24 protein-coding genes are annotated in these 24,079 nt (G+C 45.8%); 7 read left to right on the top strand and 17 right to left on the bottom strand.

Annotated features, from left to right (window positions below; genetic code table 11):
- Positions 1 to 62 precede the first annotated feature (62 nt).
- From DAQ1742_RS13195 to fliF, 14 genes are all read right to left on the bottom strand, one after another.
- The gene (locus DAQ1742_RS13195) at positions 63 to 1,955 is read right to left on the bottom strand and encodes an alpha-galactosidase (RefSeq protein ID WP_035340939.1); all 1,893 of its coding nucleotides are present in this window, start codon (positions 1,953 to 1,955) and stop codon (positions 63 to 65) included.
- A gap of 241 nt (positions 1,956 to 2,196) precedes the next feature.
- Positions 2,197 to 2,973 carry a flagellar biosynthetic protein FliR gene (fliR, locus tag DAQ1742_RS13190; RefSeq protein ID WP_035340941.1) on the bottom strand — a complete coding sequence of 259 codons (777 nt, stop codon included), beginning with the start codon at positions 2,971 to 2,973 and terminating at the stop codon, positions 2,197 to 2,199.
- Positions 2,974 to 2,975: 2 nt separating this feature from the next.
- Positions 2,976 to 3,245, bottom strand: a complete 270-nt coding sequence (gene fliQ, locus DAQ1742_RS13185) for a flagellar biosynthesis protein FliQ (RefSeq protein WP_035340943.1) — start codon at positions 3,243 to 3,245, stop codon at positions 2,976 to 2,978.
- Positions 3,246 to 3,300: 55 nt separating this feature from the next.
- Positions 3,301 to 4,077: a flagellar type III secretion system pore protein FliP gene (fliP, locus tag DAQ1742_RS13180; protein WP_083961002.1), complete on the bottom strand. Its 777-nt coding sequence runs from the start codon at positions 4,075 to 4,077 to the stop codon at positions 3,301 to 3,303.
- Positions 4,074 to 4,490 (bottom strand): flagellar biosynthetic protein FliO, encoded by a 417-nt coding sequence (gene fliO / locus DAQ1742_RS13175; protein ID WP_035340945.1) that lies wholly within the window; start codon positions 4,488 to 4,490, stop codon positions 4,074 to 4,076. Before fliO ends, fliP begins: the two co-directional genes overlap by 4 nt.
- A complete protein-coding gene (gene fliN / locus DAQ1742_RS13170) occupies positions 4,490 to 4,909 on the bottom strand; it encodes a flagellar motor switch protein FliN (RefSeq protein WP_035340947.1) in 420 nt (139 codons plus the stop codon). Before fliN ends, fliO begins: the two co-directional genes overlap by 1 nt.
- The gene (gene fliM, locus DAQ1742_RS13165; protein ID WP_035340948.1) at positions 4,902 to 5,918 is read right to left on the bottom strand and encodes a flagellar motor switch protein FliM; all 1,017 of its coding nucleotides are present in this window, start codon (positions 5,916 to 5,918) and stop codon (positions 4,902 to 4,904) included. Before fliM ends, fliN begins: the two co-directional genes overlap by 8 nt.
- Before the next feature lie 5 nt (positions 5,919 to 5,923).
- Complete coding sequence (gene fliL / locus DAQ1742_RS13160; RefSeq protein ID WP_035340950.1) at positions 5,924 to 6,412, bottom strand: flagellar basal body-associated protein FliL; 489 nt, start codon at positions 6,410 to 6,412, stop codon at positions 5,924 to 5,926.
- A 132-nt stretch (positions 6,413 to 6,544) separates the two neighbouring features.
- Positions 6,545 to 7,885: a flagellar hook-length control protein FliK gene (locus DAQ1742_RS13155; protein WP_035340953.1), complete on the bottom strand. Its 1,341-nt coding sequence runs from the start codon at positions 7,883 to 7,885 to the stop codon at positions 6,545 to 6,547.
- 2 nt (positions 7,886 to 7,887) lie between these two features.
- Positions 7,888 to 8,328, bottom strand: coding sequence for a flagellar export protein FliJ (gene fliJ / locus DAQ1742_RS13150; protein WP_035340954.1), 441 nt, complete (start codon positions 8,326 to 8,328; stop codon positions 7,888 to 7,890).
- 8 nt (positions 8,329 to 8,336) lie between these two features.
- Positions 8,337 to 9,707 carry a flagellar protein export ATPase FliI gene (gene fliI, locus DAQ1742_RS13145; RefSeq protein ID WP_035340956.1) on the bottom strand — a complete coding sequence of 457 codons (1,371 nt, stop codon included), beginning with the start codon at positions 9,705 to 9,707 and terminating at the stop codon, positions 8,337 to 8,339.
- Entirely contained in the window at positions 9,707 to 10,465 is a 759-nt protein-coding gene (gene fliH / locus DAQ1742_RS13140; RefSeq protein ID WP_145916165.1) for a flagellar assembly protein FliH, read from the bottom strand. Before fliH ends, fliI begins: the two co-directional genes overlap by 1 nt.
- A complete protein-coding gene (gene fliG / locus DAQ1742_RS13135) occupies positions 10,440 to 11,432 on the bottom strand; it encodes a flagellar motor switch protein FliG (RefSeq protein WP_035340958.1) in 993 nt (330 codons plus the stop codon). The genes fliH and fliG overlap by 26 nt, the downstream gene beginning before the upstream one ends.
- Positions 11,429 to 13,135 (bottom strand): flagellar basal-body MS-ring/collar protein FliF, encoded by a 1,707-nt coding sequence (fliF, locus tag DAQ1742_RS13130; RefSeq protein WP_035340960.1) that lies wholly within the window; start codon positions 13,133 to 13,135, stop codon positions 11,429 to 11,431. Before fliF ends, fliG begins: the two co-directional genes overlap by 4 nt.
- 332 nt (positions 13,136 to 13,467) lie before the next feature.
- On the opposite strand from fliF, the gene fliE reads away from it, so the two are divergent.
- Entirely contained in the window at positions 13,468 to 13,788 is a 321-nt protein-coding gene (gene fliE / locus DAQ1742_RS13125; protein ID WP_035340962.1) for a flagellar hook-basal body complex protein FliE, read from the top strand.
- A gap of 204 nt (positions 13,789 to 13,992) precedes the next feature.
- Here fliE and fliT read toward each other — a convergent pair whose 3' ends face one another.
- From fliT to fliD, 3 genes are all read right to left on the bottom strand, one after another.
- Complete coding sequence (fliT, locus tag DAQ1742_RS13120; protein WP_035340964.1) at positions 13,993 to 14,355, bottom strand: flagellar protein FliT; 363 nt, start codon at positions 14,353 to 14,355, stop codon at positions 13,993 to 13,995.
- Positions 14,355 to 14,765 (bottom strand): flagellar export chaperone FliS, encoded by a 411-nt coding sequence (fliS, locus tag DAQ1742_RS13115; RefSeq protein WP_035345845.1) that lies wholly within the window; start codon positions 14,763 to 14,765, stop codon positions 14,355 to 14,357. The genes fliT and fliS overlap by 1 nt, the downstream gene beginning before the upstream one ends.
- Positions 14,766 to 14,859: 94 nt before the next feature.
- Positions 14,860 to 16,275, bottom strand: coding sequence for a flagellar filament capping protein FliD (fliD, locus tag DAQ1742_RS13110; RefSeq protein WP_035340967.1), 1,416 nt, complete (start codon positions 16,273 to 16,275; stop codon positions 14,860 to 14,862).
- Positions 16,276 to 16,598: 323 nt separating this feature from the next.
- Between fliD and DAQ1742_RS13105 the strand changes: the two genes are divergently transcribed.
- The 6 genes from DAQ1742_RS13105 (at position 16,599) to DAQ1742_RS13080 (ending at position 24,077) form a co-directional block, all read left to right on the top strand.
- Positions 16,599 to 17,441 carry a flagellin N-terminal helical domain-containing protein gene (locus DAQ1742_RS13105; protein ID WP_035340969.1) on the top strand — a complete coding sequence of 281 codons (843 nt, stop codon included), beginning with the start codon at positions 16,599 to 16,601 and terminating at the stop codon, positions 17,439 to 17,441.
- A 215-nt stretch (positions 17,442 to 17,656) separates the two neighbouring features.
- A complete protein-coding gene (locus DAQ1742_RS13100) occupies positions 17,657 to 21,085 on the top strand; it encodes an O-linked N-acetylglucosamine transferase family protein (RefSeq protein ID WP_051124200.1) in 3,429 nt (1,142 codons plus the stop codon).
- A 119-nt stretch (positions 21,086 to 21,204) separates the two neighbouring features.
- On the top strand, positions 21,205 to 22,329 hold the full coding sequence (locus tag DAQ1742_RS13095) for a DegT/DnrJ/EryC1/StrS family aminotransferase (protein ID WP_035340970.1): 1,125 nt from the start codon (positions 21,205 to 21,207) through the stop codon (positions 22,327 to 22,329).
- Between the two features lie 8 nt (positions 22,330 to 22,337).
- A complete protein-coding gene (locus tag DAQ1742_RS13090) occupies positions 22,338 to 22,994 on the top strand; it encodes a NeuD/PglB/VioB family sugar acetyltransferase (RefSeq protein ID WP_035340972.1) in 657 nt (218 codons plus the stop codon).
- Between the two features lie 93 nt (positions 22,995 to 23,087).
- Complete coding sequence (locus DAQ1742_RS13085; RefSeq protein WP_035340974.1) at positions 23,088 to 23,324, top strand: acyl carrier protein; 237 nt, start codon at positions 23,088 to 23,090, stop codon at positions 23,322 to 23,324.
- Positions 23,325 to 23,333: 9 nt separating this feature from the next.
- Positions 23,334 to 24,077 carry an SDR family NAD(P)-dependent oxidoreductase gene (locus tag DAQ1742_RS13080; RefSeq protein WP_067486668.1) on the top strand — a complete coding sequence of 248 codons (744 nt, stop codon included), beginning with the start codon at positions 23,334 to 23,336 and terminating at the stop codon, positions 24,075 to 24,077.
- Positions 24,078 to 24,079 lie beyond the last annotated feature (2 nt).

The raw sequence follows: 24,079 nt of genomic DNA, 5'->3' as shown, positions 1-24,079 counted from the left end.
TGGCTATGTATTTCTAGTCAAATCGAGTGGGAAACAACCCGGGGAACCCCCGGGTATGATGATTATTTTTTTACCGGTATTGCTTCATATACTATTGTTTCCAGAGGTTTTAATGTAATCACCAGGGCATTTTTATAGTTGGTAGGTATGCTGATGTTTGTGCCATAAATTGATTTCATGGTGAAAAATGCTGTCTCTCCCTGCGGAATTTCAAAGTCTTTAGCGAGGTTTAGATAATAAGTCTGCGGCTTATCTGACGGGTTACGCAGGCTGATTATCGATTTATTTTTATTCCATGACGCCCAGCCATAAACATCAAGTGCCGTTGGGTCGCCACCCACCCAGTGTGTATCAACCAGTACACTGGCATGACTCTGTGACCACTTGGCTGCTTGTGCCAGCGTATCCCACTTCGCATTATTCAGAAGCGATGGCGTAATATACAGCTCTTGTAGTTGCGTTCCGGTTGCGAAATAGCTCCAGACCTGATCGGCAAAGTCACTGTCTGTTTGGATCTTTTCCAGCCCGTGATACGCATTCTGAGCGCTAATAATTCCGTGATACATCAATGAATTTAGTGGGAATAGTGGGCCTTTACGGACAATAGAGCGATAGGTTTCGGCATCACGATAGGTTATCCATTGTTGCACTGGTGTGCCGGGGCCATACAGATTAATATCGTCACCCTGACGCCATATTGCATCAGCGTAGAACAGCCAGGATGGACTGGCATTAGTACCTGTTGTCAGGTTGATAAATACCTCTTTATTTGCACTGCGCATGTTATGCAATAATTCAATCGATGCATCGAAGTCAGAGGCAAACTGACTGCCTTGAATATGTGAGTTGGCATTACCCATACCATCAAGTTTAAAAGAGGTAATATGCTCATTCTCAATCATTTTAATAATTTGTGCATTGAAGTTTTTGAAATAATTTGGGCCAGAGAGTGCCAGTTTATTATCAACAGTCTCAAATCCATACTCCCTGGCATGAGACACGCGAATATCACGCGGCTTATTATATCCGCCCCAAGGCGACAACCATAAACCAACGGAGCTATGCAGATTGCGAGCCTTCGCTCTTATTTTTACAAAACCATGACTGAATGCCGGGCCAAATAACCATTTTCCGGTGAGATCGTCCCACCCGTCATCTAATAAGAAAGCATCAAGTGCTACACCGCGTCCGGTAATAAACGCTTTATTCCACTCATCCATTCTTTCCAGTACATCTTTTTCAGTATAAGCAGTAAAGAAACCAATATCCATCCAGCTATTATAATGCAAATAAGGTTTATATGGGCGAGGGCGAACGGCCTCAATAAACTGATTGACGCTACGGCGTAACTGGTTTTTTTCCGCGAACGTACCAACGTAGGTGGTATAACTGAGGGGTGTTTCTGGCTGGATCGGTGTTTTTAATTCTACATTAAAGTGGGTTGTTGCTTCATAAGCATGACTGTTGATGACGGGTTTTCCCGGCAGCATGAAAAATGAATCAGCAATAATGGGAGAACTGTTAATGGCACCGTTAACATAAGGTGCCTGAGACTGCTTTTGTGTTGGGAAAAGCGTTATTTTGGCTACATCTCGCGCTTTCCCTACGGCGGCAACTGTATAATCGACACTGACATATTTTCCTTTCAGCAGGTTAAGCATCACTGTTACGTTGAAGTCTGGACGATCATATTCAATAATAATTCCATTATCTTTTTTCCCGACATGCTTAATCTTAAAATCAGATGCATGAATGACTTTTTCATCCGGTAGCGTTAAAAAGAAAAGTTCTTGCGGTGACAGTTTATTCCTGGATTGCCTGTCTTGAATCGTTGCTAAGGTGCTCTCGTCATCAAACGAAATAGCCATATTTTCGTTATTAAGGGTATGATTGGCCGCAACGGCGTAATCGGAAATAAATAAAGCCAGCAATGAAACGGTAATGACCTTTTTCATGTGAGATATCCTGCTTTCGTTTGGTTTCTTTTAAACCCTATAAGAAAGAAATCGAAACATCAATGCGACGAAAAGAAACAAATCGAAAATTGTGACCTGTGGCAGAGAAAAGATAGAGAAAGGTGATATCGCGTCAGTCAGGGGCCTGCCGGATAAATAGCGGATTAGCGGTAAAGAGGATTAAAAAGTCAGTTTTTTGATGCAGGCAGGCGAGTGCCGGGAAGAGACGCGCCAATAGAGGCTAAAATCGGCCGATAAGATCAGCAATTAAATCATATGTCTCGCCAAAAAGTCTTTCTGCATAAGGTGAGATGAGAAAGATAAGGAAACCCAGAGCGCTAATCCCGCTAAATAGTGTGATAGGGAAACCGATTGCAAAAATGGTGAGCTGTGGAGCCAGACGGCTCAAGAGACCGAGCGCCATATTGATAGTCAACAACAAGGTTATCAGTGGCAGAGCAAGCGTCAGGCCATTAGCGAAAATTTTCCCGCCTGCTTGAGCGATGGCGAGGAAGACATTACCGTTGATAGGGGCTGCACTAACCGGAAGCGTGTGAAAACTATCGACCAGCATTGAGATAAGCCATAAATGGCCGTTCATACTAAGAAAAAGTAACAGTGCCAGTAAATTCATAAAACGCGATATTACAGGCATATTGGGGCCACCGCTTGGGTCAAAAAAGGTGGCAAACGAGAGGCCCATCTGCAAACCAATCATTTCACCGGCTAGCCGAATGGCCGCAAACGCCAATTGCATGACAAAGCCCAACGTTGCACCAATCAGTATTTGCTGAAGCAGCATCCAGATGCCTGCACCTGAAAATACCGGGATAGAGCTAGGGGGAAGGGTTGGGGAGACGACTATCGTAATTAAAACTCCCAAACCGATTTTTACACGGCGCGTAATAGCGCGTTCATTAAATATGGGCGCAGTGCTGATTAACGCCAGGATCCTGACCAGAGGCCAGAAAAACTGGTTAAACCAGCCAATCATATCAATACTGCTAAGCGTAACCATATTTATCCAAGCATATGAGGAAACTGACTAAGCATGTTACGCATGTAATCCAGAATGACACTGAGCATCCAGGGGCCAGCTATCACCAAAGTAAAGAATACGGTCAGTACCTTGGGAATGAAGGACAGCGTCATTTCATTAATTTGTGTGGCGGCTTGCAGCATGCTGATAATCAAGCCGCTGACAAGTGAGGCAAGAAGCGGTGGGCCCGCCAGCATCAGCGCTATTTTCATCGCTTCATAGCCCAAAGCCATGACAGATTCAGGTGTCATACCCGCATTCCTTAATGGTGTAAACCGTGTGCACGATGCGAATGCCTTGTTTCACCTAAGTATAGAAACTCTGTGCTAATGACCCCAGCAGCAACTGCCAGCCATCGACCAGAACAAACAGCATTAACTTGAATGGCAGTGAGATGGTGGCCGGAGGAACCATCATCATCCCCAGAGCCATCAACACACTCGCGACAACCAGATCGATCAATAAAAAAGGGATGAAAATAGTAAAGCCAATTTGAAACGCTGTTTTTAGTTCACTGGTAACATACGCAGGGACGAGCACCCGCATTGGGACTGCTTCCGGGCCTTGCAGCGAAGGAATTTGTGCCAGACGGGTAAACAATGCCAGGTCAGCTTCCCGTGTTTGCCGCAACATAAATTCGCGCAGAGGCTGAGAACCTTTATCGATAGCCACTTCCATACTGATTTTGTCTTCGCTAAATGGCCGATAGGCTTCATCATAAACGCGCGTTAAGACCGGTGACATAACGAAAAAAGTCAAAAACAGACTAAGACCCAGGAGCACCTGGTTAGGCGGCGCAGTGGGTGTACCTAATGCGTTGCGCAATAAACTCAAGACAATGATGATGCGGGTAAAGCACGTCATCATCAGTAATACCGCTGGAATAAAACTCAGCGAGGTAATGAAAACCAGGGTCTGTACAGGCAGAGACCAGGTTTGGCCACCGTTGGCTAATGGCTGAGTCACGATACCCGGTAACTGTGCCAGCGACGGATGCGTGGTCAACAGTAAAATCGCGGCAGTTGGATAGCGTAGTAGACGCAGCCAGGCAAAAAAAGGTTTCCGAGACAGTGGGGTACTCATTCGGTTTTTTCCGGGCGTTTGGTCGCTTTCTTGAGGAATTGAATAAAATCAGCTGACGCTATTTTTTCCGTCGCGCCCACCGTGCTGAGGGGTTGCGCGGGTAATGTATGAAGATGCGTTATCTGCTGCGACGTGACGCCGAGTACAAGCCAGTTACCCTCAACTTCGATGATCACGACTTTTTCCCGTTGCCCGACCGGACAGGCCGATACAATATTTAGCAGCTTGTTATTCTTTGCCTGCGGGGCGAAACCGAGTTTGCGCATCAACCAGGCTACCAGCAGGATTAAGAGCAAAACACCACACAGCGCTGTGCCCACTTGCGACACCAGCGCACCGCCTGAAATAACGGATTCAGCAGCCGCTTGGGGCTGCTGAATGGTTGACACGGTGGTCGGGCTGGCTGTTGGCATTAACGGCCTAGCCTGCGCATACGCTCTGACGGTGTAATAATATCCGTGATACGTACACCATATTTATCAGAAACCACGACAACTTCCCCTTGAGCGATCAGGTAGCCGTTGATCATGATGTCCAATGGCTCACCCGCAAGCCCGTCCAACGCAACAACAGAACCTTGCGACAAGCGTAACAACTCTTTGATGGTCATCTTGGTGCGGCCAAGCTCCACCGTCAGTTTAACGGGTATATCCAAAATCAGGTCGATGTCCTGCATTGAACCCTGCTTATCCTGCACGTCAAAGCTTTTGAATATATCGTCGGTGGCGGGTGCGCTTTTTTCTTTTTCTGCTGACTGTTGCTCGTTAAATGCATCAGCCCACAGATCGTCCACGGAATCCGTTTCTTCGGACGGTTTCTTGATGTCACTCATTGAGCGGTTCCTCGTCATTCAGGGAATTTAAAATAGGGTTTATCAAATGTTCAACGCGCAAGGCATACTGGCCGTTCAAGGTACCGTAATGACAAGTCAATACCGGAACACCATCAACATGAGCGACCAGTCGTTCAGGTTTATCAATCGGCAAAATATCGCCGGGCTTGAGTTTGAGCACCTTTGATAATCGAACCGGAATATCAACAAAGTTAGCAACCAGTTCTAACTCTGAGTGCTGGACTTGTTTTGCCAGTGTTTCACGCCAATGTTGATCTTCTTGTTGCGAGTTTTCCAGTGGCGGGTTAGCCAATAACTCGCGCAATGGTTCAATCATCGAGAACGGGATACAGATGCTGAATTCACCGGTTAATGTCCCAATCTCCAGATGAAACGGTGTTGTTACAACGATATCGTTCGGTGATGTGGTGATGTTGGTAAATTTAACCTGCATCTCAGAACGAACGTATTCCACATCCAGCTTATAAATGGCATTCCAGGCATCACTGTAGGATTCCAGTGCCAGCTTAAGCATGCGTCGGACAACACGCTGTTCCGTATGCGTGAATTCACGCCCTTCGACTTTGGTCGGAAAACGACCATCACCGCCAAACAGGTTGTCCACCGCGATAAAAACCAGACTCGGCGAAAACACAAACAACGCAGTACCGCGTAATGGCTTCAGGTGTATCAGGTTAAGGTTGGTCGGAACAGGCAGATTTCGCGCAAACTCATGATATGGCTGGATTTTAATCGCACCAACGGTAATGTCCGGGCTACGGCGAAGCAGGTTAAATAATCCCATACGGAACTGGCGAGCAAAACGCTCGTTGATAATTTCCAGCGCCTGTAAACGCTCACGTATAACGCGTCGTTGTGTATTGGGATCATAGGGTTTGACATCCCCGTCTTTTTGCGACGCAGCGTTGCTGGCATCAGCATCGCTATCGCCACTGTCACCGTTTAGCAGGGCGTCAATTTCTGCCTGTGAAAGAATACTGTCACCCATAGTGATTACCGCAAAATGAAAGCAGTGAACAGGACATCGCTGACGGCCTGGTTAGGTTGCCCAGGAACCAGCGGTGGGCTTAATACCTGCTTGATATCTTCAACCAGCTTTTGTTTACCTTGTTCTGTAGCCAGCACTGATGAGCTTTGGCGCGAAAACAGCATAATCAGGCGGCTGCGAATCTCCGGCAGATAATTGGTCAAGCGTGCACGGGTAGCTTCATCCGGCAAACGCAAAGTGATTCCTACATATAATACCCTGTCTGGATTATTATCCGCAGACAATAGGTTAACGGTAAACGTATCCAGCGGCATGAATACCGGTGCCGGCGGCGGCGGCGGTTCATGAGTGGCTGTATCCGCTTGTTTATGACCCAATAACCACCAGCCGATACCCGCTGCGGCAGTCGCTGCCAGAGCGATAACAATCAAGAGTATCAGCCAGATGGACCGCTTGTTACCGCCCGACTGAGCTTTCTTATTAGACGTAGCCAATGATATATCCTGTTATTTATCAGTATTTAATGACTATTTCAGCATTAAACAAATACGTGATATCACGATTATCCCGTCTATTCATCTTGTCAATACAGTGAATAAACAATAAAAAAAGCGTTAACTTGTTTATTAGGCAAAGATATCAACACCATTGAGCCCGCTTGCCATTGACTGCAATGCCGAAGGTACGGGCAGTACATTCGCTGTCTCGTGAGCTCGATCAGATTGACCAAACTGCTGTTGGTAGGATGATGCGTTATTGCCACCATTGCCACTGGCGTTTCCAGCCAACTGCTGCTGTTGCTGTGACTGCTGCCAGCCACCGGCATCTGCACCTACGCTGCTTTGACCGAGATTAATACCGCTTTCAGCCATGGCATTGCGTAAATGAGGTAATGCAGATTCCAGCGCAGAGCGCACCTGGCTGCTTCCAGACACCAGGTGGATTTGTGCCTGGTTATCCTCAACCTTCAACATGATATGCAATGACCCCAGCTCTTCGGGATGGAGTTTAAGTTCTGCGGTTTGTTGTCCGTTACGGGTAAACATCACCACCTGTTGACCCAGGGCATCGTTCCATTGCTGTGTACCCAGCGGGGCCGTAATCTGGCTGGTGACATGCTGTGCAGCGGGTTGCGTGGGTGCGGCATTATTAGCAAATAAAGACGATAGCGTTTGCAGTGACGAGGAGGCGATTGAATCTGCCGGTGCTGACGCTGCGGTTGGATTACTCACGCTATCTTCTTTACGTGAAGACAGCAGGTTATTATCGCGCAGTGAATTCAGATAGCCTTCATTTAGTGCTGGTGCGGCATTTTTACCTGCTGTTGATGCACCAGTAATAGCAGCGGTAGTGACGGATGTGCTATCCGACTTATCGACGGAGAATTCACCCTTACTGGTATTCGCGCTCTTGCCGGACAACAGTGCGCCAAGCACATCATTATCTGAATCCGAGGCGTGATTTTTTACCGAATTCAGCGTATTTGATAACGCAGAGGAGATGCCGCCTGACTCGGTGGCTGGCGTTTTCACCAACGCTTGTTGCGGTATCATGGCAAACAGCGCTTGCATTGCCAGCGCATCATTGGTAGTTGTTTTTTCGTCTTTCGCGTCACTCTTTTTCTGCGTTTTAGCCAGTAAAGACTCAAGAGAATGATCTGCTTGCAGGTCAGCAACGGTGAGTTTGCCGGTGGTTAAGGCGGTCAGGATTGAATTCAGCTCTTCACTGTTCGCATCTATTCCATTTTTCGCCAGCGCATCTTTAAATTCGGCGCTTTCTTGAGCGCTGACAGCCACCTTTTTGGATGATTGCAACGCTGACAGTTTTTGCGACAGCAACTGAACAAAATTTTCGGGTAAAGAGGTATCGTTGCCCAACAGCGCCAATAAGGAATTGCCCTGAGGCGTGGTTGTGCTTGCATCAGTCGTATTAGTGACAGTAGTGGCAGTCATTGCTGGCAAGTTCATGGTTATGTTTTCCTCATTGATGCACGTTGGGCGAATTCATCCATCCGCTTTTGTTCCTGGCGATTTTCGTGTGCCAGCATCTTGGTTTGCTCACGCTGCTGCAACGTGGTAAAGGCATTCAGCCGTTGCTGCTTTTCCTGCCAGTTTTTCATCGCCTGGCTCAGTCGGGACGACCAATTGAGTAACTGATGGCGATGTTGTTCAATTGCTTTTTCCAGAGTCAGAATAAATTGCTGATAATTTTGCCAGGCGGTATTAGCCATCCCTTCGGTCATCGACTCATTAAGTCGTTGCCGGTAATCATCATGATAGCCTAATAACATGTTAAGTTGTTCTTCCGCCTGTAGATAGGCTTTTTGCACTTGTCCCAGTTGTGTTGTTGCCGTATCAACTTCTTTCTGCGCTAAATCGCGCAGCATGATAAAGGTAGATTGAGTTCTCATGCGCACTCCTACCGATTATACGGGAAAATGTTATTCAGTGCCTGACAGGCTTCCTCAAATGAGCTTCGCTCAAACATGCCTTGCTGCAAAAAGGCCTGCATGTGTGGATAAAGCTGTATTGCCCGGTCAAGCAGCGGGTCACTGCCAGTTGCATAAGCGCCAACATTAATCAGGTCGCGGTTACGCTGGTAACTGGATAATGACTGTTTGAATTGCCTTACCGCTGAATAATGATTTTCATCTATTAGTGCTGTCATCGCTCGGCTGATGGAGGCTTCAATGTCGATTGCCGGATAATGACCAGACTCAGCCAATTGCCGTGATAGTACGATATGTCCATCCAGTATTGCTCGCGCCGAGTCGGCAATCGGATCTTGCTGATCGTCACCCTCTGTCAATACTGTATAAAACGCAGTTATCGAACCGCCACCAGAAATGCCGTTGCCTGCACGCTCTACCAATGCGGGTAATTTTGCAAACACAGAGGGTGGATAGCCTTTGGTTGCCGGTGGTTCACCAATTGCCAGTGCAATTTCACGTTGCGCCATCGCATAACGTGTTAGTGAATCCATAATCAGTAATACATGATGGCCACGATCGCGGAAATCTTCTGCGATACGAGTAGCATAAGCCGCACCCTGCATACGCAACAATGGTGACACATCCGCAGGCGCTGCGATAACTACCGAGCGAGCAAGACCTTCAGTGCCCAGAATGTTTTCAATAAAATCCTTTACTTCACGGCCACGTTCACCAATAAGCCCTACGACGATAACATCGGCTTGCGTATAACGGGCCATCATGCCAAGGAGCACACTTTTACCCACCCCTGAGCCTGCAAAAAGCCCCATGCGCTGGCCACGGCCAACGGTCAGTAATGCATTGATGGCGCGAACCCCTACATCCAGCACATACTCGATAGGCGTACGCTGTAGGGGGTTGAACGGCGTGGACATCAACGGTGCCGTATAACCGGTATCGGGTGCCGGCATGCCATCAAGGGGCTTGGCTGCGCCATCCAGGACGCGTCCGAGCAGGGCAGGGCCTAAAGGGAGCTGCTTACCCTGATTGCTGCCAGAGAATCCCACACGCTCATAGACCCGGGCACCAGGGATAATGCCTTCGACTTCTTCAAGTGGCATCAGGAATAGCTTTTGACCGTTAAAACCCACCACCTCGCTTTCTACTTCTTCGACCTGATTACCGTTTTGACGCTCTATCAGACAAGTTGACCCTAGTGGCATATGCAGGCCTGTTGCTTCAAGCACCAATCCTGTTGCCCGAGTCAGGCGTCCATAACGACGTATTGTGGGTGTATTAGCAATACGTTTCTCAAATGAATCGATGGAAGAGAGCCAGCGAGAGAGGCGTACTGTCATTAAAGTTCTCCCGGTGCAGCCAGTCGGCAAAGTTCATGCCAGCGGGTAGCAAGACTGGCGTCAAGATCGCCCTCTTCAGCACTGACTTTGCATCCACCCGGATGCAATTGGTTATCAGCCAATAAACGCCAGCCGTGGATACTCAGCGTAGGGCCCAAATGTTGCTCCACCCGCTCCAGATCGGACGGATGAACTCGTAACTGGGGTTTGCCGCTAAACATTGGTTCTTGTTGAATCAATTGCTGTATTTGCCCCATCAGCGCGGTGCCATCACAGATAGGGGCCTGGCCGAGAACCTGTTTTGCTGCTGTTAGCGCCAACTGCATCAGGCGTGAAACGATGACGCTGTCAAGTGCATCCAGCGTCTGCTGGAATTCACTAACCATCTGCTGCATGTGTGCAATAACGGGCTGCTGCTGCGCAGCAGCATCTTGCAACCCTTGCTGCATACCTGCATGGTGACCATCCTGATAACCTGCTGCGTAACCTTGCTGCTTGCCTTCGTTGAAACCTGTTTCGCGGGCTTGTTGCAGCACTTGCTCGCGCAATGTGGCCAGATCGTCCTGAGGCTGCTGGAAATCAGACATGGAGAAAAACTCGCTACCTTCGTCATCTGAACGCGCTAACGGCGCAGCAGAAGAGACTGTTGCAGAGGTTTCGTTTGCTGATGACAACGACGGCGAGGCCAAGTCATCCAGCTTCCATGGTTGCCAGTCAAGATTATTGGAGTAATTAGACAAACGCGTCATCGCCACCACCGATAATCATTTCGCCGCTGTCTGCCAGACGACGTACAATGAGCAAAATTGCTTTCTGTTCGTTTTCCACCTGAGACATACGTACAGGGCCGCGTGTCGCCAGGTCGTCGCGCAAGATTTCTGCTGCACGCTGCGACATGTTGCGCAGGAATTTCTCGCGCAATGGCTGTTCTGCACCTTTCAGTGCAATAAGCAGAGACTCGGACTCCACTTCCTGAAGCAGGCGCTGGATACTGCGATCGTCCACTTCCACCAGGTTTTCGAACAGGAACATCTCATCGATGATTTTCTGTGCCAGCTCGCCATCGAATTCGCGTACGGCATCAATAACGGCCTCTTCATGCTGCGTCTTCATCAGGTTGATGATTTCGGCCGCAGTACGAACACCACCCATTTTACTGCGTTTCAGGTTTTGACCATCCAACAACCCGTTAAGTACCTCGGTCAGTTCGGCTAATGCGGAAGGCTGTACACCACCGAAAGTTGCGATACGAAGCATGACATCATTACGCATACGCTCGTCAAAATGGGCCAAAATATCAGCAGCCTGCGCGCGTTTTAAATGCACAAGAATGGTGGCAATAATCTGTGGGTGTTCGTCGCGGATAAGGTCGGCAGCACTCTGTGGCTCCATGAAGTTGAGCGTTTCCATACCGGATGACGTTTCTTTGCTCTCAAGAATATCTTCCAGCAGGCTTGATGCACGTTCTTCGCCCAGAGCCTTGACCAGTACGGAACGCAGATACTCGCCAGCATTAACGCCGAGAGCTGCATACTGTTCCGCTTCCATATCAAATTCGCGCAACACATCCAGCAACTCTGATTGCGATACCTGTTTCATATTCGCCATCGCAGTACTGAGATGCTGAACTTCACGGGTTGAGAGGTGCGTAAAAACTTCTGCCGCACGGTCTTCACCGATAGTCATCAGTAACACTGCGCTTTTTTCTGTACCTGTCAGACTCATAGTTCGTTACTCATCCAGTGGCGAATGACCAGGGCCACGACGCGAGGATCATTCTCGGCCAGTTCACGAATACGCTGGCTGTGCATCTCGGTATGAACCCGCTGCTCGGACTTCTTCTGCTGCTCAGCTTCGAGACTACTTATCGTCACACTGACATCAGCATCTTGTCCGCGTAAAGATGCCGCAGCCAGCGCAGCTTCATGAAGCTCGGCGCGCCGTTGCAATTGCGGGCGCACCAATTTGCGATACAGAATCCAACCAACAATTAACACCAGTAACCAGCGACCGGCCTCAATCAACAGATCAAAGAAGGCTTGTTTCTGCCAGAATGGTAACTGGCCTGCGGCGCTATCTGTGACGGTAAATGGTGTGTTTACAACGTTTAATGAATCTCCGCGATCGCCTGAGAAACCCATTGCTTCACGGACCAGCGCTTCAATTTTCTTTAACTGCTCATCGCTGAGTGCTGCGGGTTTGCCATCGGTTCCTAACGTGTAGTTAACCACTACAGCGACAGACAGGCGTTGGACATTACCGGTATTTTGCTTGGTATGGCGAATGGTACGGTCAACTTCATAGTTAATCGTTTGGTCGTGGCGGCTATTAAACGTCTGACTGGCAGAGCTACTGCTACCCGCTGACGTCTGAGCATTAGTGCTCGTTGTATTTCCATTGGCGTTGGCATTATTGGTATTCGCCGCTGGTGGTGTAGAAATCGGCGCTGTAGGCGCAGGCGTCGGCGTATTTGACAGCGCGCCAGGAACTCCGCCAACGTTTGGACCACCACGCTGATCGCTCTGGCTTATCTGTTGAGATCGTACGGCGGACTGATTGGGCGGCTGATTGGGCTGGTACTGCTCATCTGTCTGCTCACGGCTTGCAAAATCAATTTGTGCGGTTACCTGCGCATGAACATTGCCTGGACCAACAACGGGTAAAAGAATTGCCTCTATGCGACGCTGATAATTATTTTCGATTTCATTGGCGTATTTTAATTGTGCTGCATTCAGGTCTCGCCCTGAACCATCATTTTGTGTCAGTAATTTTCCGGTTTGGTCAACGATCGTGACTTTATCGGCAGGCAACCCGGCGACGCTGCTTGATACGAGATAGGAAATGGCACTTATCTGGCTGTCATCCAGCGCGCGTCCTGGCTGGAGAGTAACGGTAACCGCAGCAGATGGAGATTTTTGATCCCTGACAAACAATGATGGTTTAGGAATAGCAAGATGGACTCGCGCATTTTGAATCGGCCCGAGCGTCTCCATGGTACGAGCCAGTTCACCTTCCAGTGCGCGCTGGTAGTTGATTTGTTCGCTGAACTGACTGATGCCAAATTTTTCTTGATCGAGTAACTCAAAACCAACGGCTCCACCCTTTGGTAAACCTTGCTGGGCAAGTCTCAGGCGGGTTTCATAGACTTTATCTGCCGGAATCATGATGGCAGCACCGCTTTCTGTAAAGCGGTAAGGGATGTTCATTTTGCCCAATTCGGAAACAATGCTGCCACCATCACGCTCATTCAGGTTGGTATAAAGAACGCGATAATCGGGACTACGGGCCCAGAGTGACAATGCGACAACAATGGCAATGGTTGCCGCAGAAGCGATTAGTAAAGGAATTTTAGGGTTAGTGCGCAAACGGTTGAGTATTTCGCCAAAGCTTTTCCCACCGGTTGCGGCTCCGGATGTTAAGGCGTTCATACTCTCTCTCTGCCTGGTTGCTGAACGATATAGGTAACGTTGTAACGTAACAAAACAGAACTCCCTGATTGCGCAATCATAAAAACTCATCGCCTACATTTATCGGCATGCCATTATTTTCCGTTACGTAGAAATTGATGGGTCGATAAGCCAGCATTTTTAATCTCATTTATACGATTTACCATCCCGGGGATATGGTAGCGTATTGAACTTGTAAAGAGATGCATGTGAAATAGACAGTTCTGGCTTGTTACTATCGCATGCTGGCTTTGGCTATGTCTCTCATTTATAAGTTTTTGTAACACCCATGACATTTACTTGGGGAATCAGGCATGTCCATTCAAGGTATTGATACAGTATTACAGCAAATGCAGGTAACCGCTACCAAAGCCGCTGGTGGGCTTAACTCAGGTTCTGGCGTCACGGCACCTTCCGGGTTTGCTGAAGAATTAAAAGCTGCCCTTGACAAAATAAACGAAACACGCGTTCAGGCACGGACCCAGGCAGAAGCCTTTACGCTGGGTAAACCGGGTATTGCACTGAATGATGTCATGGTTGATAACCAGAAGGCCTCTATCGCTTTGCAGATGGGCGTTCAGGTACGAAACAAACTGGTATCTGCCTATCAGGAAGTCATGAATATGACAATATAATATCACTGTACAAGCAAACGAATACCGCAACTATATCATCTGCAATTTTTATAAATCAGCTTGGTTTCGTTATTTTCGAAAGGCCGGGTGAATGATTAGTAGCTATTCACCCCGTTTTTTAAGAGAGACCAGGAAAGACACGTTGATAGTATCTATGAGCCCACTTTAAGGATTGGGGCTCATGATTTAATAAATGGACAGTAATTAAGATTGCGGTCTGCCTGGAAGAACGTCATTGGAAAACTCGGCGTATACACTGTTCACCGACTTTTGATTTTGAGACTGCTGTATCAGTATTGCCAGTTCTTGCATTCTGTTTTGCAAAAGCTCTTTCACTTGTGCTTCCGTATCCAGTATATCCTGAAGAAGTTGCCGAAACTGCAACTGCACGGTACTGGGAATATTGGTCGGGACGTTAACCTGACTGATTCTCTCGATCGACTGAATGTAAACAATCTCCTGTTCTACAACATCATCCCATAGCCCATTGATAGCCATGGTTTTAATATTTCGGATGAGTGTGAGTAGCCTCTGATACTCATTTAGTAATGGATAGAGCTTTTCCATTAGCGCGTTTCCGTCGTTGGTTGATAACCAGGCCCGATCTGTTTCCAGGCATCCGAAATATTATCAATAAGAGCTTCTACTTCCATTATTGCCTGCACATCATTATTAATATTGGCATGCAATAATCGACGCACCATGTAATCGTAAAGCTCGGCAAGATTCTCTGCCAGTTCGCCCCCCTTTTCCATGTCCAGTCCGAGTTTTAACCCGTTACTGATAATGTCGATGGCTTTTGATAAGGCGTTCCCTTTTCCGACGATATCATTCTGTCCAATAAGAATTCTTGCCCGAATAAGGGCACTCTTGGCACCGTCAAACAGCATGACAATCAACTGATGTGGGCTAGCGCTCATTACTGCACTTTCCACCCCCACCTGTGTGTAAGCCTGACTGACATTCTTTCTATACATGACCATATGTTGAAATAACCGATTAACAATAAAAAAGACAGTAATATTCATCGTAAGGGAAGTGCCGTTGATACGGCACTTCTCGTTGTACTAATTAACTGGATTTACTGCTGTCAAACTGTTTTGTCAGGTAACTACTGGTTGATGTCATTTTGGCTAGCGCAGTGTTGAGCTGAGTAAACTGTGTTTTATAACGTTTCATCGTGGCATCAATACTGTCCTGGATGCTGGTTATCTGCCTTGCCAGATTTTGCTGGCTGGTCTCAATACCTGCTTTGGCAGATTTGAGCAGACCATCAGACGAGTCCACAGTCTTGGTCAGGAAATTTCCCACCTGGGTCGCGAATCCGGTGGTGGTTCCGTCACCCGTGAAGAATGTGGTTACGCTGCTGGCGCTGGTTTTCAGCGTATTTTCCAGTATGGTATTGTCAATCTCCAGTTTGCCATTGTTCTTTGAATCTTGGGTAATGCCCATATCGGCCATGATGCGTAGCGAACCGCTACTGCTCTGAACGTTCGTCATCAAACTTTGCAGTTGCTGTTGGAGAGCACGAACCGTACCGCTACCGTTCAGTGCCCCAGTGCTGGCATTGGTTTGGGTTTTAATCACATCCAGCACGTTGTTGTAAGCCGTGACCCAATCCTGAACGGCTTTTTTGGTGTTGGTGATATTGGATGCAATCGTCAGGTTTTCGGCGGTCGAACCTACAGTAGATGCCGATTTGAGGTTGATTGTTACACCACTGACCGCAGTAGTGACAGTGTTACTCTGGCTGGTTATCGCCATGCCATTGAGCGTAAATGAGGCATCTTTAGCTGCAACCTGCTCGCTAAAGCTGCTGCTGCCCAGCGAACTGGAAAGTGAACCGCTGACTGAAATAGTCATTGCGGATTTTGTGCCAGTATCTTTTGCCGTTAGCATTAAATAGTTGCTGGTGCCGTCATTAACAATACTGGCATTGACGCTACCACCGGCATTGTTGATAGCATCGCGGATATCATTTAACGATGTTTTGTCATCAGTCAGCGTAATCGTCAGCGGGGTAGACTGGCTGGACTGAGATATCGTGATCGTGCTGCTGGTACTGGAAGTACCGCCTGAGACCAGCGCGGTTGATGCACTGCTAAAAGCCCCGGATATTTGTGACTGTGCCTGCGCGAGATTATTGACGAAAACACTATACGAGCCAGCCACCGCAGTGCTATCCGTAGTGGCACTGAATGCAGTATTGGTGCTGGTGACTGCCGTTGATGTGATGGTTTTCATGTTCTGCAACGTGGTCGTAGCGCTTTGCAGGGTTTTCATCGCTGTCTCGACTGCGCTGTAGGCGGTGGCCTGTGCGCTCAACGAGGTTTGTTTGTTTGTATACGGTTTTAATCGCTGTTCTTCGACAGATTGTAGCTTGGTAATAAGATTACTTAAATCAAGCGATTGACCCCTAATTGTCGACCCCAGGTTCAAACCGATTGATGAGACAATATCTGAGTTGGAGCTAACTGAAGTCGCCATAGACATACCCTTCCGTTTAAATTATGAACTGACAATCTTATCGGCACTGTATACCAAAAATTTATAGCCGTAATGTAAATTTCAGCGTAATCGTTATTCGCCCTGATTTCCATCATGTACGTGTGGCCATGCGGGGAGATATCACTCAAGGAAGTACCGTTTCATTGAGTACAGTGCTGTAAGATAGGTGGCGTTATCTGGGGGATACAAAAATTTCAAAAAAAAGCTAAAGGTTGTTTTACCCCGGCCGATACAGTTAGTGACGGTGATGACACCGGGGGCAACAGCCCACCCCCATTAACAGAGATAAAAGGAATATAATTATGGCAGTCATTAATACAAACAGTATGTCGCTGTTGGCCCAGTCCAATCTGAACAAATCTCAATCTTCTCTGCAGACTGCTATCGAGCGTCTGTCTTCTGGTCTGGCTATCAACAGCGCCAAAGATAACGCAGCTGGTGCGGGTATCTCCAACGATATGACCGCTCAGATCCGTGGTCTGACTCAGGCTTCTAAAAACGCCAACGACGGTATCTCTCTGGTGCAGACCGCTGAAGGTAACCTGAACACCATCAACGATAACTTGCAGCGTATTCGTGAGCTGGCGGTACAGGCGGCGAACGATACCAACAACACCGTCAACCGTGATTCTATCCAGACTGAAATTAACCGTCGTGTTGATGAAATCAACCGTGTTGCCGCCAGCGCGAACTTTAACGGCCAGGCTCTGCTGGACGGTAGCGTTAACGCTACTGGTTTCAACATTCAGGTTGGTGCTGGCACTACAACCAACGATGCCATTTCTGTGGGTAGCTCCGCGTTGATCAACGCAACCACCGTCGGCTTGGGTATTGGTGCAACAGCGACTGATGTCTCTACTGCTGCTAAAGCGACAGCAGTCGTTCAGGCGGTTGACACTGCATTGAAGAATATTAACAACGCCAAGGCCAACATTGGTGCGACGCTGAACCGCTTCCAGTCTACCATTGATAACCTGAGCAACACCATTAACAACCTGACCACTGCACGTAGCCGTATTCAGGATGCTGACTACGCAACCGAAGTATCCAACATGAGCCGAGCGCAGATTCTGCAGCAGGCTGGTACTTCTGTACTGTCTCAGGCGAATCAGGTACCGCAGACAGTTCTGAAACTGTTGCAGTAATCCTTGTTTACCTAGTTGTCGATTGAGAAACCAACCCTCTTGGGTTGGTTTTTTATTTATTCTGAGATATGACAGGGATAAATAAAATTGGCTTCTTAAACGATGAAATAGAGATGTTATAATTTGATGATCGAGGGATTGGTGAAAAGAACTTTCTTATATACTAGAGGCAATTTTATCTCCGCATAAAGTATTGAAGGAAATTCCTTGTGACCATGCCAGATACACAACCTTTAGCGAACAGCACTGATCTGGGTGACGATACGGGTGAAACATTATTAAGTTCAATATCCTCACCGATTCCTCATACCGCTCCTTTTCATCTGCAAGCGACAGCACATCTTTACGGCATTAAATCCGCTGCACCGGAAACAGCACGCGTTCTTGAGATTGGGTGTAAGGATGGCGGTAATTTATTACCCTTCGCGCTGGCAAATCCACAGTCACAATCTATCGGGATCGATCTTGATGCCAATCAAATTGAAAAAGGCTGTGCCTTAATAAAACAGCTTGAACTTGATAACATTGCATTATTTGCGTTAGATCTTGAGTCGTTACTGGCCTGTGACCCAGGCAAATTTGACTACATTGTTATCCACGGATTGTTTAGCCTGATTGGTGGTGAGACCCGAGATGCCTTGTTGCAGTTCTGCCATGATCACCTGACTACCGAAGGTATCGTTTGTTATAGCTACAACACTTACCCAGGGTGGAAGGCCGGCGAAATTTTGCGTGATGCCATCCAACTGCACAGTAGCCTTGCTGACGATGAGAAGACAGCGCAAGCCAGTGCTCGTGCAATGCTGACCTATCTATCTTTAGGTACCTCTCCTGATAATGCCCAGAATATAGCCCTGAAGGCCTTTATTGAGCAGGCTGAAAAACAATCTGATGTGGATTTTTCCCTGCATTATTTGCAAGGATTGAATCAGCCTTGCTATTTCGTTGATTTCTACGCGCAGATTACTAAAACTGGATTTGCTTATGTCGGAGATGTTCGTGCGTATACCGAGATGGCAAGCCATTATGGCGACCAGGTTTCACATTTGCATGAGACAGTCTGCCCTAAAAATACCACTTACTTACGTCAGCAATACCTGGATTTTGCCGTTAACCGCTCTCAGCGATTCAGCATACTAGCACCACAAGAAAGAGCAGGAGAGATTCTGCCTGAGCCAGACCTCTCAAAACTCATCGACTTTAACTGGGCAGGAAATTTTCAGCGCGTCAAATTAGACGATAAGACGTTGAATGCCCATACCTCTGGTACTGGTGAGAATATCAGCACCGAGCATTATATAGTATTAAGTATTCTTGATGCCTTAGGAGAAGCATGGCCTGCTAGTCTTAGCCTGGAACAGCTAATTTTTAATACTCAGCAGCCGGAAAAGGAAAATGAAAATCACCGGCATGATGTATTGCAGGCGCTAAAAAATCTGTTTGTAAAAGGTATCAGTGGTCTTTACGTCCGTATAGGGAATTGTCCTTACCGTAACAGTTGCTACAAAACGCTCACCGCCTTACCAGCGCTTGCAACTACCGGGCTGGCATTTAATTTTTGGCATGAGCCGGTTTCACTCGATAGCGCTGAGAGAAAATTTTTGCAGGAACTGCCTTCATCAATCAAAGATAAAGATAAAGCGTTCTATAGCCAACTGTGGGGGCTGCGTAACAAAGGTGTCGTATGGGGAACGCCGCGCGCATGGCGAGACTATTTGCAGGAAGCTATTGTCAAGGCTGATACCGCTGAGGTTGCTATTTATATCCAGTCGCTGGTGGTATATGTCAGTGAAAGCAATGCTGGTGGCTTTATTGAGCCAGAGAAATCAGTAACACATAAAAAGAGTCGGCAAGATAAAAATGCGTTAAGCCCCAAGGTGTACGAGGAAATAGATAAACTGATGGCTATAGGAAATTTTACTAAAGCCAGAGCTCAGGCAGAAGCTATCATGAATACCTATCGCGATAATCTTTGGGCATGGTACCCCTTTGTTAATACTTATGTCCGCTCGGGGGATTTTGATGGCGCATTAAGCATTATTACCAGAGCAATTGCACTGATGCCATTTAGCTGGGATTTCTATATTGATATGGCTATATGTTTCTGGAGAAAGAGTGAATTACATTCGGGGATAGCACTAACCAGAAAAGTATTACGATGTGACAAACGTAAAGGCTTTGCATGGGATACGTTGGCGGTACTATTAAACGTTACCAATAACTTTGATTCTGCATTTATTTGTATGGAGAAGGCGTTACAAATTGACCCAGAAAACCCGAATTTTATTAGCCATATGGGCATGGTCTGCCATAATTTGGGGAGAGAGGACTCTATCAAATATCACCGTAAAACAATTGAGTTGATGCCTAGTGCGTTTCATTTACATAGTAACTTATTGTTGGGGTTGTCGCATGATGTTACTGTGACGCCCGCAGAATTGTTTCAAGAGCACCTCGTTTTTGGTAAACGTGTCGAAGATGTTGCTGCGGGTTACCGCCACCGATTTACTTATACTGATAATAAAGACTCTCAACGCCCACTGCGCATCGGTTTTATTTCCGGTGACTTAGGTGGTCACCCGGTGACAAATTTTCTGGAGCCTGTCTGGAATTCACTTGATCGCAACACCTTCTCTATTTATGCCTATTCCAGTTTTCAACGTAACGATGAGAAAGCAGATAGTCTGAAAAAGACGACTGCGGGGTGGTATGAAGTTGATAAGATGGGTGATCTGGAATTGGCTGCACTCATCAATAAAGATGAAATTGACATCCTTATTGATCTGTCTGGTCATACCGCCTACAACCGGCTTCCTGTGCTTGCATTTAAACCAGCGCCCATCCAGATGAGCTGGATAGGTTATCCAGGAACGACAGGAATGTCTGCTCTTGATTATTATATTGTGAATGCAAACGTGAGTTTGCCAGAAAGTTTACAAGAGCAATTTACTGAAAAATTAATTTTCATGCCATTCGTGAAGATGTTTGAGCCGGCAAAGGGAAGCCCGGAAGTTAATAAACTACCAGCACTATCTAACGGATATATAACATTTGGGACATTTAATCGCCCACAAAAAATTAATGATTATATGTTGAAGTTGTGGGCGGAAATTTTATGTGAAGTCCCTGACTCTAAGTTATTACTTGGATATATGCCCGGAAACGAACTCATTAATTCAATTACCCAGAAAATGAATAATTGGGGTGTCGATAAAAGTCGATTAATTTTCCGTCTCAAGACAGGAATGGGGGCATATCTTCACAGCCATCATGAAGTGGATATTTTGCTGGATACATTCCCTTATACCGGAGGAACAACAACCAATCACGCGCTATGGATGGGGGTACCAACATTGACCATGGTGGGTGATACGTTAGCAACGCTGCAAGGCTTTTTGTCAACAGGAGGGCTTGAATTAGACGACTTTGTTGCTCATTCCCGGCAAGAGTATAAAGAAAAAGCTATCGCGTTCAGTAAGGATCACTCACGACTTGCCTATGTCCGTGAAAATTTGCGTACAAAGATAACGAAGTCCATAATGAGTGGTACTAAACCTTCGTTATATTTTGAGAAGATACTTAGGAAAGCGTGGGATATTTACTGTAGCGCTGGAAAACCAATTACGTTTTCTGTCGATAAATAGAGCAAAAGTATCACATGTATGTAGCAGTGAGTTATTGAGTAGCACATTGGTAGCTATAGCCAAGGGCGGTAGCTTTGCCAGAGTCTAAAAGTTAATGAAAAATTGTAACAAGGGGATGTATGAAAGATAATATTTTTGTTACAAGACCGTTGCTTCCGCCGTTGGCAGAGTTTACACCTTATCTTGAAAAAATATGGAGTAATCAACACATTACAAATGGCGGCCCATTCCATGAAGCATTAGAAAAGGAATTGGCTGATTACCTCGGTGTAAAGTATCTGAGCTTATTCAGTAATGGTACGCTTGCGTTGTTAACGGCACTGCAGGCACTAAGAATTACTGGTGAAGTTATTACAACGCCTTACTCTTTTGTGGCAACATCGCATTCTTTATTATGGAATGGATTAAAGCCTGTATTTGTTGATATCGATCCTGTTAGTTGTAATCTCGATCCAACCAAAATAGAGGCAGCTATTACACCACTGACATCAGCAATATTACCTGTACATTGCTATGGTATTCCATGTGATGTTGATGAGATCCAGAGGATTTCTGATGTATATGGTATTAAAGTTATTTATGACGCGGCTCATGCGTTTGGTGTGAAAAAACAAGATGTCAGTATTCTTAACTATGGTGATTTATCAATACTCAGTTTTCATGCGACCAAAGTCTTCAATACAATAGAAGGTGGCGCAATAATTTGTCATGATAAAAAAATGAAGCAGCGAATCGATTATTTGAAGAATTTTGGATTTGCAGATGAAACAACTGTAGTGGCTACGGGTATAAATTCAAAGATGAATGAAGTACAGGCTGCATTTGGATTGCTTCAATTAAAATACATTAACAATGCACTTGATGCCAGAATGCATATATATGAGAAGTACATTAGTTCCTTTTCTAATATACCGCAGATCAGAATGCTTAAAAATATAGATGGCATTGATTGGAATTATGCCTATTTCCCTATTTTTCTTGAAGAGTGCCCCGATGGAATGAGGGATGCCATTTACAATGAGCTCAAAGAGAGAAATATTTATTCCAGAAGATACTTTTTCCCTTTAATTAGTTCTTTTCCAATGTACCGTGGTTTAGATAGTTCGCATAGCGACAACCTGCCAGTGGCAACTGATATATCTAGTCGTGTATTATGCCTTCCCATATATCCTGACCTATCCTCTCATGAGCAAGAAAGGGTCATTCTCGCTATCAGAGATATCATCAATAAATATATAAAATAGAGGGCTGTATGAAACTTGGAATATATGGGTCAGGTGGGTTGGGGAGAGAAGTATTAGTTCTGGCCGAATATATAAACTCACTAGATTCTCGATGGAATGATATTTTCTTCATAGATGATCTAAACTTTGACAGGATAGTAAAAAAACATTGTGTTGTATCATTTGAGTCACTACTCAATGGGCAGGACCTCAGTGATATTGAAGTGGTCATTGCTGTCGGTGAACCTTCTTTGCGAGCATGTTTTGCCGATAGAATTGAGTCGAATGGGATAATGTTAGCAACGCTGATTCACCCTTCAGTAATTGTGCCAAAATGTACAAAAATAAGTGAAGGTTGTGTGATTAACATGGGTGTTTATATATCCTGTGATACATCCATTGGCAAAAATGTTTTTTTTCAGCCTAACTCTAGTATAGGGCACGATTCTTATATAGGAAATCACTCAATAATATCCACATATGTTAGCCTTGCGGGTGGGTGTCATGTTGGTGAGCAATCGTTTCTAGGGATGGGTGCAGTCGTAAAAGAAAAAACGTCAATTGGAAATATGAGCATTGTAGGTATGGGGGCCGCAGTATTTAACGATATACCGGATGAGGTTATCGCACTCGGCAATCCTGCACGAATTTTACGAAAGAATGATAGCAAAAAAGTCTTCAATTGATTTTTTTTAGCTAATTAACAGTTTCACGGCGCTATTATATTTAATAATAGCCATGTTATTGTAAGTTATAATCTATTACTAAAGGGTTAACTAATGAGTAATTTAGAAAAATACAATCAAGTTTTCATTCAAACATTTGAGGTTTCTGAAGATATATTACCAGGATATAAATATCAGGATACTGCATCATGGGACTCTGTTGGGCATATGTCAATGATATCAGCTTTAGAAGAAGCATTTGATATTATGATGGATACAGAAGATATTATTGATTTCTCTTCTTATGAAAAAGGAAAAGAAATTCTGAGTAAGTATGACGTGGTAATTTAGGAGTCATTCATGCTGCTGTCAGGAAAAAATGCTGTAGTTACAGGTTGTTTGCAAGGTATTGGTTTGGCAACGTTAGATGCATTCGCCGCAGCGGGTGCGAATGTTTTTGCTTGCTGCCAGTATACTGATGATAATTTTATTTCACACATTGAGGAGCTTAAAAAAAAATATGATGTTGAAATAATACCAGTATATTTTGATTTGATGGACTATGATGCAATAAAGCAAGGTGCAAATTTTATACAAAAAACCAAGAAATCCATAGATATATTGGCAAATATAGCAGGCGCTAATATTGATGCCTATTTTCATATGATGACTATGGAACAATTGAGAAATACATTCTCAATTAATTTTTTTTCCCAAATGTATCTCACTCAATATATAACAAAATTAATGGTGAGAAATAAAAAGGGAAGCGTTATAAATGTTTCAAGTATATCAGCTATTGATGGTAATCCAGGGCAGCTTGCCTATTCATCATCAAAGGCTGCAATAATTGCAGCTACAAAAACGTTGGCTACTGAATTAGGACAACACGGTATACGGGTGAATGCTGTTGCTCCTGGTATTATTAAAACCAGAATGACTGAGGATTTACCTACAGAGGCTCTTGACCGGCAATTAAACCGATGCGAGCTGCATCGCATTGGCTTACCAGAGGAAGTAGCTAATGCTATTCTTTATCTTGCATCGGATTCATCAAGCTATATCACCGGACAAGTCATCCGTGTTGATGGTGGTATTGGATAACA

Origin of the sequence: Dickeya aquatica (assembly GCF_900095885.1) — a bacterium.
GTDB lineage: Bacteria > Pseudomonadota > Gammaproteobacteria > Enterobacterales > Enterobacteriaceae > Dickeya > Dickeya aquatica.
This window is presented reverse-complemented; position numbering and strand designations above follow the sequence as displayed.

Bases quoted from the DNA above. Each gene is read 5' to 3' on its own strand.
- DAQ1742_RS13195 (WP_035340939.1), bottom strand. From the start codon at position 1,955: ATGAAAAAGGTCATTACCGTTTCATTGCTGGCTTTATTTATTTCCGAT.
- fliR (WP_035340941.1), bottom strand. From the start codon at position 2,973: ATGGTTACGCTTAGCAGTATTGATATGATTGGCTGGTTTAACCAGTTT.
- fliQ (WP_035340943.1), bottom strand. From the start codon at position 3,245: ATGACACCTGAATCTGTCATGGCTTTGGGCTATGAAGCGATGAAAATA.
- fliP (WP_083961002.1), bottom strand. From the start codon at position 4,077: ATGAGTACCCCACTGTCTCGGAAACCTTTTTTTGCCTGGCTGCGTCTA.
- fliO (WP_035340945.1), bottom strand. From the start codon at position 4,490: ATGCCAACAGCCAGCCCGACCACCGTGTCAACCATTCAGCAGCCCCAA.
- fliN (WP_035340947.1), bottom strand. From the start codon at position 4,909: ATGAGTGACATCAAGAAACCGTCCGAAGAAACGGATTCCGTGGACGAT.
- fliM (WP_035340948.1), bottom strand. From the start codon at position 5,918: ATGGGTGACAGTATTCTTTCACAGGCAGAAATTGACGCCCTGCTAAAC.
- DAQ1742_RS13155 (WP_035340953.1), bottom strand. From the start codon at position 7,885: ATGAACTTGCCAGCAATGACTGCCACTACTGTCACTAATACGACTGAT.
- fliJ (WP_035340954.1), bottom strand. From the start codon at position 8,328: ATGAGAACTCAATCTACCTTTATCATGCTGCGCGATTTAGCGCAGAAA.
- fliI (WP_035340956.1), bottom strand. From the start codon at position 9,707: ATGACAGTACGCCTCTCTCGCTGGCTCTCTTCCATCGATTCATTTGAG.
- fliG (WP_035340958.1), bottom strand. From the start codon at position 11,432: ATGAGTCTGACAGGTACAGAAAAAAGCGCAGTGTTACTGATGACTATC.
- fliF (WP_035340960.1), bottom strand. From the start codon at position 13,135: ATGAACGCCTTAACATCCGGAGCCGCAACCGGTGGGAAAAGCTTTGGC.
- fliE (WP_035340962.1), top strand. From the start codon at position 13,468: ATGTCCATTCAAGGTATTGATACAGTATTACAGCAAATGCAGGTAACC.
- fliT (WP_035340964.1), bottom strand. From the start codon at position 14,355: ATGGAAAAGCTCTATCCATTACTAAATGAGTATCAGAGGCTACTCACA.
- fliS (WP_035345845.1), bottom strand. From the start codon at position 14,765: ATGTATAGAAAGAATGTCAGTCAGGCTTACACACAGGTGGGGGTGGAA.
- fliD (WP_035340967.1), bottom strand. From the start codon at position 16,275: ATGGCGACTTCAGTTAGCTCCAACTCAGATATTGTCTCATCAATCGGT.
- DAQ1742_RS13105 (WP_035340969.1), top strand. From the start codon at position 16,599: ATGGCAGTCATTAATACAAACAGTATGTCGCTGTTGGCCCAGTCCAAT.
- DAQ1742_RS13100 (WP_051124200.1), top strand. From the start codon at position 17,657: ATGCCAGATACACAACCTTTAGCGAACAGCACTGATCTGGGTGACGAT.
- DAQ1742_RS13095 (WP_035340970.1), top strand. From the start codon at position 21,205: ATGAAAGATAATATTTTTGTTACAAGACCGTTGCTTCCGCCGTTGGCA.
- DAQ1742_RS13090 (WP_035340972.1), top strand. From the start codon at position 22,338: ATGAAACTTGGAATATATGGGTCAGGTGGGTTGGGGAGAGAAGTATTA.
- DAQ1742_RS13085 (WP_035340974.1), top strand. From the start codon at position 23,088: ATGAGTAATTTAGAAAAATACAATCAAGTTTTCATTCAAACATTTGAG.
- DAQ1742_RS13080 (WP_067486668.1), top strand. From the start codon at position 23,334: ATGCTGCTGTCAGGAAAAAATGCTGTAGTTACAGGTTGTTTGCAAGGT.